The organism is Terriglobus roseus (assembly GCF_900102185.1).
Classification (GTDB): domain Bacteria; phylum Acidobacteriota; class Terriglobia; order Terriglobales; family Acidobacteriaceae; genus Terriglobus; species Terriglobus roseus_A.
This window is the reverse complement of sequence record NZ_LT629690.1, coordinates 1,140,907-1,156,774: the sequence shown is the minus strand read 5'-3', so window position 1 is coordinate 1,156,774 and position 15,868 is coordinate 1,140,907. Positions and strand designations below refer to the sequence as shown.

Sequence of the window (15,868 nt, the reverse complement as noted above, 5' to 3'; positions counted from 1 at the left end):
ACAGAATTTGCAGAGGAAGTCAGCGTTGCCACCCCACGAAGACAACATCCTTACTCCTCGCCCGGAGGGTTTATTTTTATTCAAATGTGTGAAGTCGCACAGACCGTTTCAGGCCGGGTATAGAGACTTGGAACAGTGACACTCCCGGGAGACCCTAACGGAGAATTAGAGACGCAGAAATATGGCGCATCCCCGATTCAACTCGGGGGCAATGTAAAGCTAATTGCTTCCTCTCCGGCTGTATACCTGGTTGAACGATAGGTTCCTGCCTTGTTTTCAAGAGCGTGTGTTTCCGATGCCGCTCCTTTTCGTTCTCCGCGAGCGCGCTTTTGCAAAAGGCGCTCCGGTTAACGAAAGCTGCAACGCTCAAGGGGATTGGAAATGAATGCTAAGAGTGCGCTGCTTGATGAGCTTGGTTTGCTGTATGGTGAGGAATATCGCGCTCTCAGGGCGTCAGCAGAGCTTTTTATACCTCATTCCATGCCCTGCTTTCCATCCAGTCTGCTAGATCAGTACTTTGACGAGACAGAAGAGCATCTTCTTCGGCTTGAGGATTTGTTCGATTATCTCGAATGTTCGCACGACCATGCTATAACTCCCACGGCCAAAGCTAAGTATCCAGGAATAGTTATGCCAGGTACGCTTTTCGTCGTGGAAAGGACATCGCGTAGCGCTGATCCAATTGATGCTTTTCTGCTGCTTGATCATTCCATTTTGAGTTACTACCGTGCGTCTCTGTCCCAGGCCAGAGCTTTTGGGAGAAGGAAAGTTGTCGAGGTGCTCTTTCAGGGTTTCCACGAAAAAGTAGCAATGCAACAAAGGTTCTCAGACCGCTTGCTGACCGACCACGATTCGTTATACTCACGCGAAGTAGATCGGATGGAACATCCCACTCTCCTCGAGTCGGGCGGCTTCCGATGAGCGTGAATCTCACCACGGTCGGAAGAACGATGCGGGTATTTGTTGTCGACGATGAGTCCACGATCGCGAGAACCCTGGCAATCATCCTGTGCCAGAAGGGTTTCAACGCCTCGCCGTACACGAATCCACTGAACGCTCTAGAAGCTGCTCAGTATCTCGTTCCGGATCTCTTAATCTCTGATGTCGCAATGCCGGAATTGTCTGGTATCGAACTCGCGATCCAAATGAAAGCGCAACATCCCGGATGCAAAGTCCTTCTGTTCTCCGGCCAGGCTGCCACAGCAAATCTTCTAGAAGAAGCTCGCAACGCGGGACATGACTTCCTACTCTTGACGAAACCGGTGCATCCGACAGACCTACTGCTTCAGATCGGGCAGATGCTTGAGACAGGTGAGCCGTGCGTGTTGCCGGCAGAGCTCACCTCGTCTCATTAGAAAACGAACAACTTCATATGAAGTTGAAAGCAGGTGCCGTTTATACAGTCTGTAATTGCGAGCATCTAATGGCTTCGTAGTTAACTTCGATTAGTGGGCTTGAGACTGAATCGCCATGGTCGGCCTCGTTTGGCGATAACGAATTCCTTCCCTAGAGCAGTTCGGGCAAACCAAAGAGAACAGTAGTATGCAGTTCTGACGGGACCGATGTTCCAGGAAATCGGCTTATGCCCCGGATCCTGCCTGCCTCAATACCCCGCAACGCTTCAGAAACACTGTCCTCGATCGGAAAGCCACCTCTATGAATAAGACGAACACTTTGGGAGATGACCTGACACAGCATGAAGCGATTTGATATCTGCTCTAGAGAGCGGAATGTTTCGGCTGAACGCATGCGAAACTCCAGAAGACCGTTGTGAGGTGGTGCGTTGAACTGCGCGGATACAACCAAGGGACAACGGATGGATTTGAAGCGTTTAGATACCACGCAGCGAAAGCTGAGGGCCCTCCGAGCAAGCATCAGACTATTGTTGCAAGCTACCCGAGAAAATAGCCAGAATCACCTCGCAAAAAGACGCTTCCACCAGGGACGATCATGGTGGTTGAACATTTCCGATGCGAATGCTGCTGCTTCTCGTTTTGATCTATCAAGCTGCGCACGCTGCGTCTGTAGGATTTCGCCTGCCGTTGGATACCAGCTAGGAATGTTCTTAACAGTGTCAGTCTTTTTGGACATCTTATTCACCGTGATTTCAGGCTGCTTTCAAAGTGGCAAGAAGAGTTGCCAACCGTTGTTTGACCGTGTCGTCCCATACCTGAGCCCCAATCTGCATGCGGATTCCGCCAAGAACAGACGGGTCTACGATATGAATGAGCCGTACTGTGGATCCTCTTTGCGAGGCAATCTGCGTCCGAAGCAACTGCATCTCTGTCTCAGCAAGTTGACGTGACGTCGTAATTTGAACCCGTTCGACGTGCCTTATCTCATCGGACAACGCATCGATAGAGTCCACGATGATAGAGAGGCTTCGCATAAGGTGCCGATCACTTAGTATGAAGAGGAGATTGCGAGTGAACGACCCCGTCTCCAATCGATCACAGAGGGAGGCGATGACAGAACGTCTCTCTGGCGCAGTGACCCATCGCGAATTCAGCGCCTTCTGTAATTCTGCAGACGCACTCAGTACGGCAGCAAATCCACGCAAATTTCTTACATGCGTCTCCAATGAAGCATCGCCTTCTTGGTGGCGCACGGCTCCGAGGAATGCTCGTCCGTATCGCGATGCTCGAGATGAGCTCATTATTTCCATGACCGACGATCTCCATGAAGACTGCTTGCGACTCTACAAATTCGAACGCTCCCACTCGACAGCGAAGGTCTCGAGTCGCCTAACCGTTGACTAGATCGGGAGCGATCCTGAAGACCGCCTCGTCGACCAGCCCGAGGGACGCCCACTCCTGAATGTGTCGGGCGGCCAGCTTTACCTTTGCGACGTAAAATCCCGGATATTTTCTCACCCTTACATCCATCAGCTCTGCTGTATTGAATCGGGGCTTGAGATCCTCGAGGCCTGAACGGATCGCTTTATCGAGTGCCGAAGTTCGACTACGTCCAACTCCGATCCTCGTGGAATATAGCGCTAACCACATGAAGTGCCATCCCAGTTCGCGGATCCGCTGGTCCACCTTGTATGCGGACTCAAGCTCGGAGTTACTCCAACCGGCATAGCTCGGCTTGTCAGGAAGACTAAAGTTTCTTGGGAAGCGAGTGCCAGAACGAAAGAAAACGGAACCTGTAGTCATCCGGTTTGATCTTCCATTAACGGCAGTATTAATCGACCAACTGGTTTCTTAACCAAAACCAGCGAAGGCTTTTCTGCCGTGATCGCCTGAGGAGTTGCATTGGTCTTCCGATCGGTGAGCGAAATCAACGGCGAGTGCTTGCGCGAGGCGGAAAGGTGGTTATGTACGTCAGACTTGTCTCTGCGACTCATGTCTACACCAGAGGTCCAGTTGCTTGCTTGGGAGGTGCTCGTCTGAAGCGAAGCGATGGTACTGCTGGAGGCGAGAAAAAATAGCTACTGCGCTGAGCTTACGCTCTTTGTTTCAGTCTGCGCGCTTTTCAGCCCTGATATGTGGTGCGTCTTACGATTCAGTTCCATCAGACAAAGTAATTGGTGCATTCGTTTCTAACCACGAGAGCAGCTTACGAATACTCCCTGTGGCCACGGCCATATAGGAATCTGCGGCACCGTAATAAAGACGGATCGTATCGCCGTCGTCTTCAACAACCTGTCCACAAGGAAAGACAACATCCTTCACATCACCATTTCGTTCATAAGGAGCTTCTGGTCCGAATACCCAAGCGTCGCCACGTTGAAGACATACTTCAGGGCGGTCGAGATCAAACAAGGCCAGCCCCAACCTGTAGATGCTTCCAGATGCGGTAGTACGAACGCCGTGATAAATCACGAGCCACCCTTTTGCTGTCTCTATGGGAGGTGAACAAAGCCCTATCTTATTTGCGTCCCACCACCCGCCTTTCCGCGCTTCGAGCATCACCATGTGGTCTCCCCAATGTCGAAGATCAGGAGAGTAAGAGATCCACATATGAGCGCCAAGCGCCGTCATTGGACGATGTATCAGGGCCCATTTTCCATTGATCTTCCTTGGAAACAGTGCTGCGTCTTTGTCCTCAGGTGGCATGATGACACCGTAACGATCGAACGTAACAAAGTCTGATGTCAGGGCCAGGGAGACTCCCGGACCTCCGCGAGCAAACGATGTGTACGCAACTGCGAACTGCTTGAGTTCTGGGACATACGTGATGCGTGGATCTTCGACACCCCATATCTCTTCAGGAAATTCCTTCGGCAACGCGGGCATGGTCGGTGTCCGATCAATCCTCCATCTATCAATGCCGTTTGCGGACCTTGCCGCACAGAGATGAGAGAGTCCTCGCCTATCCTCAACACGACATAGCAGAAGCGTATCTCCATCCGGCAGCTTGACGGCGCCAGCATTGAAAACGCTATTGATGGGATAGGGCCAATCATTGGGGCCGAGGATCGGGTTCGCAGAATGCCGCTGAAACAGCGGTTCGTTCGCAAGTGTGCTGAGGCGTTCTGTCTCTCGGTCCGTGTGGGCCGAGATAAAGCTGATCGGGGCTGTAGAACTCAAAGCGATGCACTCATTTCAGAAAGCTGTTGCGTTTCATTGGAAAGTTCCAGGCCACGCAGTTCAAGAAGTGCCATAAGAAACGAAAGAGTCGACTCTGCTCCCTGATTCTCATTAACACGATCTGGATGCAGGCCGTCCCTACAGCCACCTGTCGCGGCGTCGTAGAGAGGAACCTGGAGATCGTTCTCGCCAAGAAACCAACGGAAAGCAACTCCTGCCTCATCGAGCCAGGACTGCTCTCCGCTAATCTGGTGCGCGGTCATGCACGCTGAAACCGTCGCGCATGCTTCGACGGGTTGCTGATCGAATCTCTCTTTCTTCGAGCCAGCAGCAAATCCCATCGATCCCACGGGAACAAACACGCTATCGCTCTCACGATGTTGTTCTGCCAGTAACCATCTCAAAGATTCGGTGCCAGCCTCTACCATCCGCCTGTTGCTACTCTTCCATCCAGCGAGGAGAAGCGCCTGCGGCAAGCGAGCGTTGGAATAGGACAAGTGTTTCTCAAACCAATACCAGTTATTGCCGCGTGTCTGATCGAAGATGCTCAACAGACGGTTTGCCAAGACGTTTCTCCAACCTTGGATCAACCGGTCACCGGGAAACCAATCGAGATAAGCCTGCATACCAAGCACTGAGAAGGCCCACGCGCGTGGACTACTGAAGGTAAGGCTAGAGGCGGCAGCAGCCTGGAACATCCTGCCGGCTGCGCCACGAAGCCCGACATGGCTCGAAGTGCCAAGCACGGTACCGATCGCCCATAACGCACGGCCATGACTATCTTCGGAGCCGGTCTCTTCTAACCACGTTCGCCCGTAGCTCAAGAAATTCCGAAACCGACCAGTGTCATGACGGAAGGCAAGCCATAGAAAAGCCATGTAGCGACAGGACAATGTTTCATACTCGACACTGCTCGATAGAGGAGATGCATTCAACGCGTTGGCTACGATGAGTGCTCGCGCGTTGTCGTCCGTGGTGTAGCCCTCTGAATTGTTCGGCAGAGAGTAGATGGCATGCTGCAGAATGCCGGTGTCGTCTGTCATGGCGAAAAGGTGGCTCGTGTTGAGAAATGGCAGTCGATCTAAGGCTATGGTTTCCGCATCGCGAGGTGCTGGCCTCGGCCTTGACATCCGCTCCGATCGCGCTCGTTGAAAGGTGGCCATGTACGCCTGCGCAGTCATTTTCCATGTTGTTCCGCGCGAATAAAGGTAGGCGCGTTTGCGCATCTGATGCCGTAACGCGTCGTTCGCGAGCAGAATGTTTACGCTTTCAGCGATGGAAGCCGGATCGTCGAATGGGACAATGATCCCTCGCTCATCGGCAAGCAACTCTTTGGCGTGCCAATAAGGTGTCGAGATAATTGCCTTCCCTGCACCAAACGCGATCGCAAGCGTACCCGAGACAACCTGCGCCTCTTGCCGATAGGGAGTGATATAGATGTCAGCCGCGCCTACGTGTTCCATCAACTCTTCATTGCTCACGAAGCGGTTATCGAATATCACGTGTTCACTGACCCCGAGTGAGCTCGCGAGCTCTGTAAGCCCTGTCCGGTAGGCCTCTCCCTCAGACCTTCTGACATGAGGATGGGTGGCACCCGAAATGATATAGACCACATCCGCGTTTTCTCTCAGGATGGCGGGCAAGGCACGGAGTACGTTCTCAATTCCTTTGTTTGGAGAGAGCAAACCAAATGTGAGAAGAACCGACTGGCCTTCTACGTTGAAACGATCTTTGAAGTAGTTCGGGTCATTGAACGGAAGATCGGGAACCCCATGCGGGATCAAGTCAATCTTGCTTGCAGGGACGTCATAGATTTCTTCCAGAAGATCTACCGCATGCTGACTCATCACCACGATTCGGTCGGAGATCCTCGCAATTTCTCGAAGGTTCGCCATTTGATCTGGGTTCGGCTCTCGCAGCACTGTATGTAGGGTTGTAACGATTGGCATCCGCAGCTTCCGAAGCAGCGCCAGGATGTGGGAACCCGCTGGGCCGCCGAAGATGCCGTATTCATGCTGCAAGCACACGAGATCGTTCCCATTGAAGTTGAGAAAGTCAGCCCCGCGCTCATACGAGCTAACGTCCTCTTGCTCTAATTCAAGGCGAACTCGCTCGGGGTACTGATAGTCCCCTCCCGGATCGTTGACTGGAATCGCGAACAGCCTCTCTTCCCCAAACTCTTGTGCGATTGCGGTGCAAAGGTCCGTGGTGAATGTCGCGATGCCGCATTGCCTGGGTAAGTAGTTGCCGATAAACGCGATTCGCGTGGGGAGCGGCAACGACTGTGAATTGCCGAGCTCACAGAGTGCAGGAGCGATCTCATTGGACATGATAGCTTTCGAAATTCGACAGCGTTAGGAGGAAGAGCAAAAGCCCGGGCGGGCTTGTAAGGTTTCCTACGTTATGGAATCTGCCATCAGGCACATCCTCGATCCCGTTAGGATTCACGCTGCGACCGGGTCCCAAATCCCAAGCAGGCACAGCGTTCGTTCATCACATTCGACGGCTGCATGGAGTCCACCACGGAGTTGGCGGTCTGCGATCCACGAAAGGCTGATTCCGAGGTTATCCAGATCGTCTTTTAGATCGGCATAACTTTGGAACGTATAGCTAAGGGACCGCCCCGGCACGCCGATTCCACGCCCGCTGGCCGTGTAGGTCGTTATCTCGTTCGTTGAGCAACGACGGATCTCAATCCAAAACTGAGATACCCCTGTTTTCACAGAGTTATCTCGTTTCCGGTAGAAGCTCAGATCCGTCTGTCTCTTTAGTCGCTTGTAAGTCACCCACGAGGAGTTGTTCCTCCGTTTTTACTGTCATTTCATCCGTATGAATGTCCCGAGCAGGAACATGCGATGTTGGAAATGGCAGAACAATTCCTTTGCGCTTGGGGCTACGCGCAAGATGCTTTGAGACGTCGCTGCTACGAGGAACACTCATGAGGACTCCGAGACTGTGGCGTGCTTGAAAGACGCTCGTCTGGAGCAATGCCGTGAAGGCTGAAGGCGAGAAGGACTCTATACGTAACTGTACGCCGTTATTCACGAGCGTGCCGGGAAGGGCAATCCGTATTCGTCCCTAGCAAGGGGACAACATTCGGAACCACGTGTGAATCAGTACCTTAGAGCACCGTAAGCACCGCGATTTTCTTTAGGCTTCAGGTCCTAGTTCCTTGTCGTGACAAGCCCACCGAAGCGATGACTGCACCGTATGCCAAGATTTTTGACCTGTTTTATAGGGCTGAACTGGTTACCCAATCTGAATATACTCCAACGATGCAAAGACATGCTTGCCGTGCCGCCCCGGATCGATCTTGATCTCAAGCATGCGTCTGGAATTTAAGAGCAGCTCTTGTTTTGCCTCAGATGAGGCATCAAGAAGCTCGCGATGGAGAGATATAAAGCGGAGAAGTTCGAAGGCTTTCACACGCCCCTGCATAAAAGCGTTCCGTGGAAGTGAATACGGAAATGCTCTATCCGGGCACCGGACTAATCGAAGGCGCGAATGTGAATGTTAACGGGCCTGGCGAGCCCCCGTTCGTCCGGTTTGGTGCCCCTGGATTCATGCAACGGAGTTAGCAGCGTATCTGCAGGCCCGAAAAATCCCTGGAGTAAGCTTCATGCCAGTCACTTATGTTCCAAACGGATCGGAGCATTATCCCTACATTGGCAAACGTGTTGAAGGCGTCGAAATCATCGTGAATGATCGCAATGCACTCGACGCGCAGGAACTCGGTATGGAGGCGGTGTCGGCTCTATGGAAGCTCTATCCGCAACAATTCCAACTCGATCGCGTTGATCGCCTGTTGCTCAATAAGTCAGCACTTGAGGAGATTCGTAAAGGGACCGACCCACGAGCGATATCAGCAGGATGGCAATCCGAATTGGATTGCGTTCGAGGCAATTCGCGCTCGTTATCTTCTCTATTGATCTTGGCTCCCCACGGATCGCGTTGGCGAGATCACTCATAGCCAGCAGGCAGGATCTTCCCGTGCGGGCTATGAGCACTACGGCCGCCGAGAAGTTGGTCGGCCTTGCCCTGCGTATCGTCCTCAGCGATCACGTTGGTATCCCGGCACAGGATATTCCCGATCTATTGACCGAGGCCGAAGCTGTCTTTGCTCCCAAGAAGCCTAGAGCGGTGAAGTCGAAGAAGGCAGCGCTCAGAAAGACCACGAAGAAAGCGGCATAATACGCTTATCCTTCTCCGGCCCCGGCTCGTCCGGGGCCACTCTGTCTGCTCCGCAAAAAGTGGCAGGGAGAAACCTCTTTGGGTCTCCCTGCACCCTTACCCCGACGCCGACGCAGCGGTCCAGCAACACGTAGAACCTCGCTCTACGACAGCAATTCGCCGGAGTCCGTAGCCGTCGTTTCAAGGGGCAAGAAGAGTGCGAAGACCGTTCCTGAATGCGCGCCACCGGTGCGACTTCTTACTCGAAGTTTGCCCTGGTGCTTCTGCACGATGCCTTGCGAGATCCACAAGCCCAGGCCGGTGCCATTGATGCCCTTCGTCGTAAAGAATGGTTCGAATATCCGATGGAGCGTTGCCGCACTCATGCCGAGGCCCGTGTCGGCGATCGTGATGCGAACACCGTTCGCATCAGAACGTGGGTCTCTCGCTGCCCGACTCCTGACACGCAAGGTTCCGTCGCCGCGCATCGCATCGATCGCGTTTCCAATCAAGTTATTCAGCACCTGACGCATGTCTCCCTCATAGCAGACGAACTTTGGGTCGCCACGATGCTCTGAGACGGAGCGTACGTTGGCGTTGCGAAGACGCCCTTCGTACAGTGCCAACACCGGATCGAGCAGTTCGCGAGGCGTCATGGCGCGGGGACGGGTCGACTGGCGATGAAAGCGTAGCGTCTGACCTGCGATCTGTGATACCCGTGCCAGTTCGTGCGATGCCTGATCGAGGTAGTCCTTCACCAGAGATGGGTTCTGTTCCGAACTTGCCAGGAAAAGCAGATTCGTTACCGCTTCCAAGGGATTATTGATCTCGTGAGATATCGACGCTGCGAGCCTTCCCACCGCAGCCAGCTTCTCGCTTTGGATCAGGGCCGCTTCGGCTTGTTTTTGGGAGCGCAGATCGGTCAGAAAAACAGCGATCTCTTCCCTCTCACCTGCAACTTGTGACGGAATGCGAACGGCTCCGACCAGAAACGGAATTTTGGTTCCGTCCCGAGCCACGAATGCCTTCTGATAAGGCTGTGCGGTTCCTGTCGTCTGGAGTTCCACCACTGCATTCTCATCAAGGCGTGCATACTCGGGCGGCGTAAGTTCATCCCAGCGGGCCGCCCCGGCGTCCAAGTCAGAAGTCGTATAGCCCAGGATCTCCAGTAGGCGTGGGTTCATGTAGGTAAGGCGTCCTGTGAGATCGCCGATGACGATGCCGACACTAGCCTGCTCGATCAAGAGCCGAAACCGCTCTTCACTCCGTGTCAGATTTTCTCGTTGCTGTCGTTCCGCGTCGACGTCAATAAGGACCGTGACTGCGCCGAGAATCGTTCCCTCTTGACCGAGGATGGGAGAGGCTGATAGGCGTATCCAAGCCATCGTGCCATCCCCTCTTTGATAGCGGAAATCTTGTCCCGGGATGGGTTCTCTCCGCGTGATCGCTTGGGCTAAGGGATATTCCTGTACCTCTAGTTTTCGACCGTCAGCATGGTATGTCTTCCAGTCGGAGTAGCTCTCGAAATCCGGCGTCGGCAAATGCTCATGACGGAGGATGCGCGCGACCTCGGGGTTCGTGAGGAAGATTTCGCCATTCGCACGCGCGACAGAGACACCCACAGGCATGCTATCGAGGACCGTGCGAAGCGTCTCTTGTTCTCTTCGCAATTCCTCCATGACTCGGTCCCGTTCTGCGATCGCGTCCCGTACCTGGTATTGCCGGCTCCGCGCTCGCAGAGCGGCCCTGACACTACTGAGAAGGGTTTCCGTACGAATCGGCCGTTCCAGAAGAACCGTCGTTCCAATCGGGATACGAGCCCGATCAAGCGTACGCGTTCTGTCGCTGTCACGGCCGCCCATGGTTAGGACCAAGATCGGTAGGTCGGACCAAGACGGCTGTTCGCTGACAAATTTCGCGAGCGCCAAGATAAGCGACGGAGTCAGTGACTCTTCCGCGATTAACAAAGGGCCGATGTCGAAATCCCGCACGAGGAGTGACGCGACATCCGGACAGATCTCTGCATCGATCAAATGCTGTGTGAGCACTGAGACAATCAACTCTGCATCTCGTCCGCTGGGGGCAGCTACCCGCACCGTCATACTCATCGCACACCCTCGTCGGGGATACCCGAGATACGGCGAAGCGTGCGGTCGTTGAGGAACTGTCCGAGTAAGTTTCGCGTCGAATCTACGATTCCAGTACTGAAGTCATCAGGAAGCATCTCCCTCGTTGGATGCGTCGAGGAGTTGGGGAACACCCGTCAGGACACCCTGAAAATTTGAGAGAGGATGGCCGACCCGCAGCCCATCGCTGTCCAGAGTGAGCTCGCGGAGAGTGCGCTCATGCGGTCCGAGACGTTGTTTCAAAATACTGATGACCTGACGGATCGCGCCTTTCGCTTCGAAGTAGCGGAGCAGGACTACCGTATCGGCGAGATAACTGATGTCAATCTGTGCATGCATCGTGCCTACCAGTCCCTGCTGGGCCAGTATCAGCAACGTCAAAACACCTTTTTGATTAAGGTATGCCAACAATTCGTGGAGATGCATGACAAGATCGCGCTCGTCCGGCATCGAGTTCATGAAGCCATTGATGCTGTCGATGACGACTAGCCGGGTGTCATTTTTTTCAACGTCCGATCGGATTTGGTGCACAAATTCCCCCGGGGATAGCTCGGCCGGATCGATTTGGGACATCGCCAATGTGCCTCGGGCAATCTCGGCGTGAACGTCCATACCCAGGGCGACAGCTCGATCTTTCGCCGTACGCAATACCTCGTCGAACGCATAAACAATGGCGCGATCGCCACGTTTCGCTGCGCTATAGGCGTACAACATCGCGAGAGAGGATTTCCCCGTTCCCGGAGGTCCCGTGAAAAGTGTGGAAGAGCCTCGAGCGATGCCACCACCGAACATGGCGTCAAGCTCCGGCAGTGAACTCTTGATCCGCTCCCCCTCGAAGGGGTCACCGTGCTCGCTTGCGATCAGACGTGGAAAGACCTCCACACCGCCTGTCTTGATGATGTAGTCATGGAAACCTTCTCGATAACTGGAGCCTCGCAGTTTAATGACCTCAAGTTGGCGGCGGGTCGCACCGTAGGAACGGCTGATCTTTTCCAACCTGACCACGCCGTGGGCGATGCTGTGCAGTTGTAAATCACGCCCCTTGGCCGTGAGGTCGTCCAAGAGCAAGACGGTCGTGGATCGACCCGCAAAGTATTGCTTCAGCGCCAGCATCTGACGGCGATAACGCATATCGTCATCTGCGAGTAGGCGCAGTTCGGACAAGGAGTCGATCACGAGCCGGTCAGGATTGCTTTGATCCACGATCGAAGTCAGCTTCTTGATCGTCCCTGCGAGTTCGATCTCACTAGGGTGGAACACGGTGTATTGCTGTTCCGCTGAAAGGCTTGCTTCGTCAGGCAGGAACTCCACGATTGGAAGCTCCGCGGGCTCCCAACTGTGCGAGCGCATGGTGAGCTCCAACTCGGCCCGAGGTTCCGATAGCGTCACATAAAGTCCCTTTTGCCCCTGCCGGAAGCCCTCGAGGATGAATTGCATTGCCAGCGTTGTCTTACCCGTTCCTGGATCGCCCTCTAGGAGATACATCTGCCCAGTAGGCAGGCCGCCTGCAAGAATGTCGTCGAGTCCAGCGACCCCGGTAGTGAGTCGCGTCAGGTTGAAGTCCGTTGGCATGGCACCAGAATAGTGCATGAGCCCTATCCGGCGGGTTCACGACTCGATAAGTCGTGTTCCTACAAATATGGAATCGGACGTAGCTGACCAGCGCAGACCGCATCAAATACGTTAGGCGTCAACCCATCCCTACGGTCCGCTGAGGAAGCAAGATGTTTGTGCAATTTCTACCCATCGTCGTTGTCGCGCTTCTCACCGGAGTTGCGGTATTTTTGCACTTTCGATCGATCAGACTGAGACGCAGGGCTCATTTCTTAGCGGAACGACGCGAGATGTATCGGTATCTTGGCTCGCTCGAAGACTAAAGCTTCACGGTATTGGATACGGCTGTCTCCACTCGAATATGAACGTTTGGGTGCGCGATTGAAAATGCGCTGGTGACAGTTCAAGTAAAACAAAGCTTCCCTCTGGGATCGTGGCGAACCGATGATGCGATATTTGACAGCTGTCACTCCCGGGGCGATGGATCCGCGTTAGGCAGCGTCGCTGTGTCCGTTATAGCTCCGTTAGTCTGATTCAAGCTCTCTCGTACGCCTCAAGAGAAGAGCTTCCAAGCTCTCCAGAGCCTTCGAAAAGCGTTCAATGCCGTCGCTTAGCTGTTCGTGTGCCATGGAATCAGCGGCATGCATTCTCTCAAAGATCTGTTGATCCATTGGCAACTTCTCCACATCAAATTCCTTTGCACTCTGCGGATTCAATTTGCGAGGAAGTTCCTCCCTGCTCAAGGCCAACTTGCTAAGGAGCGTGGGAGAAATGGTCAATAGGTCGCACCCAGCTAGTTCCTTGACTTCGTCGAGGTTGCGGAAGCTCGCTCCCATGATCTGGGTGGAGTACCCAAACTTCTTGTAGTAGCGGTAAATTTCCGTCACAGACTTGACCCCGGGGTCTTCCGCACCTGTATAGGTCTTGCCTGTATTGGCTTTGTGCCAATCGAGAATGCGCCCCACGAAGGGAGAGATCAGGGTCACGCCAGCTTCAGCACACGCGACGGCTTGATGAATGCCGAAGAGCAAAGTCAGGTTGCAGTGAATTCCTTCTTTTTCCAAAATCCCGGCCGCTTGAATGCCCTCCCACGTGGCGGCAATCTTAATGAGCACCCGCTCACGAGATATGCCAGCTTCATCGTACTGACGGATGACATCCCGAGCTTCTTCGATGGTCTTCTCACGATCAAAACTTAATCGCGCATCCATCTCGGTCGAGACACGACCCGGAACGATCTCTAGGATCTTGCGACCGAAGGCAACAGCCAGCGTTTTAAATGCGGCCGCCGATACCTCTTCACTCGATGCCGATGTACCCGCCTTCCTGCGGGCGGAGCGGAGGACATCATCCACGATACTTTGATACTCCGGCATCTTTGCCGCCGCCTCAAGCAGGGATGGATTCGTTGTGGCATCTGTCGGAGCGTATGCGCGGATAGAATTCATATCGCCCGTATCTGCGACAACCGTCGTCATCGTGCGGAGCTGTTCGAGCATCGTGGGCATGAACTTCCTTTCTGAACCAACTGAGATTCAGCGGGTGGAGCTGCTCGTTTATATGCGTTGACTTCAACTGAAGATGAACGCGGAATGGACCCAAGATCCATTCCGCACACAACTTCCAAAGACATTACTTTGTGGGAGTTTCTCTTAGGAATGCCTGCTTACCTGTTTGAGCGGCGTCAGTCTGCGGTACGGGCTTAGGGTCGACAGTCAAAACGTCCGTTGCGGTGGCAGCTTTGACTCCACTGTCTTGTTTTCCGCGGCCCTCCGGGCCAGCGATACCTTTTATATCTCCGATGGATAGTCCAGGTCCCCCATTCATTTCCGACTCCACTGGATGAAGACCGAAGGATGACTGCCACGGTCCGTGCATGTCCGTCTCACCCTCGTTTCCATCCCCTGTGGATGCATTGAAATACTCACTGCCGATTCCGGGGGTCACCGCAAGACGACCAATTGAAAATGGCGACTTTTCCAACGATTCGAGCGCCGCCGAGAACGCCTTCATATGAGTGATTTCTCGCGTCATGAGGAACTGTAGAGTGTCGATCGAACCTGGATCGTCGGTGTAATTGATCAGACGCTCGTAGACGATTTTGGCGCGAGCTTCGGCCGCGATGTTGCTTCGAAGATCCACATCGAGTTCGCCGGTGATCTTCAAGTAGTCCGCTGTCCACGCGTTTCCCATCGAGTTGCGTAAATCGACTCCTCCGCCTCCCGCGATACAGATGAGGGGATCCGCTTCGGCTGCTTCCCGATTCTCCTTCATCGGCTTCAAATGCATACGAATGAGCGCGCCTACTACCTCAAGGTGGCTCAACTCCTCTGTTCCGATATCAAGAAGCAGATCGCGTCGCGCGAGATCATCCACGCAGTTCCAACCCTGAATCGTGTATTGCATCGCAGCTGCGAGTTCGCCATTGGCACCGCCAAACTGCTCGAGTAACATGTTGCCGAACCGTACGTCCGGCGTGCCGACGTTGACGGTATACATCATCTTCTTAATGTGGTGATACATGAAAGTCTCCCTGACCGAATCGATCGAGCTGACACAATGGGATGCGCAAAGCTCAGGGGAAACCGCCTCAGCTTATAACCGAATGTAAGTGCGAAAGAGAGTAGTTTCATGTAAGTCCTATTCCCGGCATACAAATTGAGTCCCATCGATATAGCGTCAATCAATCATCTCTATAAGTCTCCTTTCAGACATTGTGCCGAAGTAGGAAGTTGCGATCCCGACATAGTGTGCCGTTGAAAAACGGAATGCGCCGCTTTGACGCACGAAGTATTTCCGTCTGAGCCAACCTGCGACCGGTATAGGCGCTCTCAGCAGGAAGATCGTGACCGACAGGAGAATATATGGGACTAATTACACCGAATGAATATGAAGACCTGCGTTCGCTCTACGTAGGACAGCTTCAGTACCTGCTCTCAACGGAGACGCAGATCGTCAAGGGTCTTGCAAGCATGATTGAGCATGCCCAGGACACGCAGCTCAAGCAGGCTTTTCAATCTCATCGACAGGAAACCGAGGTACAGGCTGATCGTCTTAGGCAGATGCTGACGGAACTAACGGACGACGATGATGACAAGAAAGATCCCATCACCACGGCCTTGATTTCGAGTGGCACAAATATCGTTAGCGAATCGAGCGAAGGTCCCGTTCGAGATGCAGGGCTGCTTGCGACGGCACAGAAGATCGAACACTACGAGATTGCTTCCTACGGCTCCGCGCGGGAATGGGCACGGATTCTTGGCCTTTCTGAGCATGCTCGCCTCTTGGAGCAGACGCTGAATGAAGAGAAGCATGCGGATTCGTTGCTGACTTCCATTTCCCAACGAGAGAATTCGGAAGCTGCCGCAGCTGCATAAATTTTCTTGCGGGTGCCACGATATCGCGGTGCCCGCTTCCCTTTTGGCCTGATTCGTAAGTCAATGGCGCATGGGGAAGAATGGCTTCCGTGTGCGAGGCGTAATG

12 protein-coding genes are annotated in these 15,868 nt (G+C 53.7%); 5 read left to right on the top strand and 7 right to left on the bottom strand.

Annotated features, from left to right (window positions below; all coding sequences use genetic code 11):
* The first annotated feature begins 381 nt into the window (after window positions 1-381).
* Window positions 382-921 carry a hypothetical protein gene (locus BLT38_RS04885; RefSeq protein WP_047497074.1) on the top strand — a complete coding sequence of 180 codons (540 nt, stop codon included), beginning with the start codon at window positions 382-384 and terminating at the stop codon, window positions 919-921.
* On the top strand, window positions 918-1,355 hold the full coding sequence (locus tag BLT38_RS04880) for a response regulator (protein ID WP_083344184.1): 438 nt from the start codon (window positions 918-920) through the stop codon (window positions 1,353-1,355). Before BLT38_RS04885 ends, BLT38_RS04880 begins: the two co-directional genes overlap by 4 nt.
* Before the next feature lie 752 nt (window positions 1,356-2,107).
* On the opposite strand, the gene atpH is transcribed toward BLT38_RS04880, so the two are convergent.
* From atpH to BLT38_RS04860, 3 genes are all read right to left on the bottom strand, one after another.
* On the bottom strand, window positions 2,108-2,656 hold the full coding sequence (gene atpH, locus BLT38_RS21120) for an ATP synthase F1 subunit delta (RefSeq protein WP_172838148.1): 549 nt from the start codon (window positions 2,654-2,656) through the stop codon (window positions 2,108-2,110).
* 844 nt (window positions 2,657-3,500) lie between these two features.
* Window positions 3,501-4,535 carry a glycosidase gene (locus BLT38_RS04865; protein ID WP_197674934.1) on the bottom strand — a complete coding sequence of 345 codons (1,035 nt, stop codon included), beginning with the start codon at window positions 4,533-4,535 and terminating at the stop codon, window positions 3,501-3,503.
* Complete coding sequence (locus BLT38_RS04860) at window positions 4,532-6,865, bottom strand: glycosyltransferase family 4 protein (protein ID WP_083344182.1); 2,334 nt, start codon at window positions 6,863-6,865, stop codon at window positions 4,532-4,534. Before BLT38_RS04860 ends, BLT38_RS04865 begins: the two co-directional genes overlap by 4 nt.
* A 1,229-nt stretch (window positions 6,866-8,094) precedes the next feature.
* Here BLT38_RS04860 and BLT38_RS04845 point away from each other — a divergent pair.
* Both BLT38_RS04845 and BLT38_RS04840 read left to right on the top strand, forming a co-directional pair.
* Window positions 8,095-8,505 carry an exo-beta-N-acetylmuramidase NamZ domain-containing protein gene (locus BLT38_RS04845; RefSeq protein ID WP_083344179.1) on the top strand — a complete coding sequence of 137 codons (411 nt, stop codon included), beginning with the start codon at window positions 8,095-8,097 and terminating at the stop codon, window positions 8,503-8,505.
* A gap of 29 nt (window positions 8,506-8,534) precedes the next feature.
* A complete protein-coding gene (locus tag BLT38_RS04840) occupies window positions 8,535-8,726 on the top strand; it encodes a hypothetical protein (RefSeq protein ID WP_083344178.1) in 192 nt (63 codons plus the stop codon).
* 143 nt (window positions 8,727-8,869) lie between these two features.
* Here the strand turns inward: BLT38_RS04840 and BLT38_RS04835 are convergent, their stop codons facing one another.
* The 4 genes from BLT38_RS04835 to BLT38_RS04820 all read right to left on the bottom strand — a co-directional run bounded on the left by BLT38_RS04835 (window position 8,870) and on the right by BLT38_RS04820 (window position 14,908).
* Window positions 8,870-10,375, bottom strand: a complete 1,506-nt coding sequence (locus tag BLT38_RS04835) for a PAS domain-containing sensor histidine kinase (RefSeq protein WP_231966747.1) — start codon at window positions 10,373-10,375, stop codon at window positions 8,870-8,872.
* 543 nt (window positions 10,376-10,918) lie between these two features.
* Window positions 10,919-12,421, bottom strand: a complete 1,503-nt coding sequence (locus BLT38_RS04830; RefSeq protein WP_231966746.1) for an ATPase domain-containing protein — start codon at window positions 12,419-12,421, stop codon at window positions 10,919-10,921.
* 488 nt (window positions 12,422-12,909) lie between these two features.
* Entirely contained in the window at window positions 12,910-13,893 is a 984-nt protein-coding gene (gene tal, locus BLT38_RS04825; protein WP_083344176.1) for a transaldolase, read from the bottom strand.
* 124 nt (window positions 13,894-14,017) lie between these two features.
* A complete protein-coding gene (locus BLT38_RS04820; protein WP_083344175.1) occupies window positions 14,018-14,908 on the bottom strand; it encodes a manganese catalase family protein in 891 nt (296 codons plus the stop codon).
* 341 nt (window positions 14,909-15,249) lie between these two features.
* Between BLT38_RS04820 and BLT38_RS04815 the strand changes: the two genes are divergently transcribed.
* The gene (locus BLT38_RS04815; protein ID WP_083344174.1) at window positions 15,250-15,762 is read left to right on the top strand and encodes a ferritin-like domain-containing protein; all 513 of its coding nucleotides are present in this window, start codon (window positions 15,250-15,252) and stop codon (window positions 15,760-15,762) included.
* Window positions 15,763-15,868 lie beyond the last annotated feature (106 nt).

Bases quoted from the DNA above. Each gene is read 5' to 3' on its own strand.
- BLT38_RS04885 (WP_047497074.1), top strand. From the start codon at position 382: ATGAATGCTAAGAGTGCGCTGCTTGATGAGCTTGGTTTGCTGTATGGT.
- BLT38_RS04880 (WP_083344184.1), top strand. From the start codon at position 918: ATGAGCGTGAATCTCACCACGGTCGGAAGAACGATGCGGGTATTTGTT.
- atpH (WP_172838148.1), bottom strand. From the start codon at position 2,656: ATGAGCTCATCTCGAGCATCGCGATACGGACGAGCATTCCTCGGAGCC.
- BLT38_RS04860 (WP_083344182.1), bottom strand. From the start codon at position 6,865: ATGTCCAATGAGATCGCTCCTGCACTCTGTGAGCTCGGCAATTCACAG.
- BLT38_RS04840 (WP_083344178.1), top strand. From the start codon at position 8,535: ATGAGCACTACGGCCGCCGAGAAGTTGGTCGGCCTTGCCCTGCGTATC.
- BLT38_RS04830 (WP_231966746.1), bottom strand. From the start codon at position 12,421: ATGCACTATTCTGGTGCCATGCCAACGGACTTCAACCTGACGCGACTC.
- tal (WP_083344176.1), bottom strand. From the start codon at position 13,893: ATGCCCACGATGCTCGAACAGCTCCGCACGATGACGACGGTTGTCGCA.
- BLT38_RS04820 (WP_083344175.1), bottom strand. From the start codon at position 14,908: ATGTATCACCACATTAAGAAGATGATGTATACCGTCAACGTCGGCACG.
- BLT38_RS04815 (WP_083344174.1), top strand. From the start codon at position 15,250: ATGGGACTAATTACACCGAATGAATATGAAGACCTGCGTTCGCTCTAC.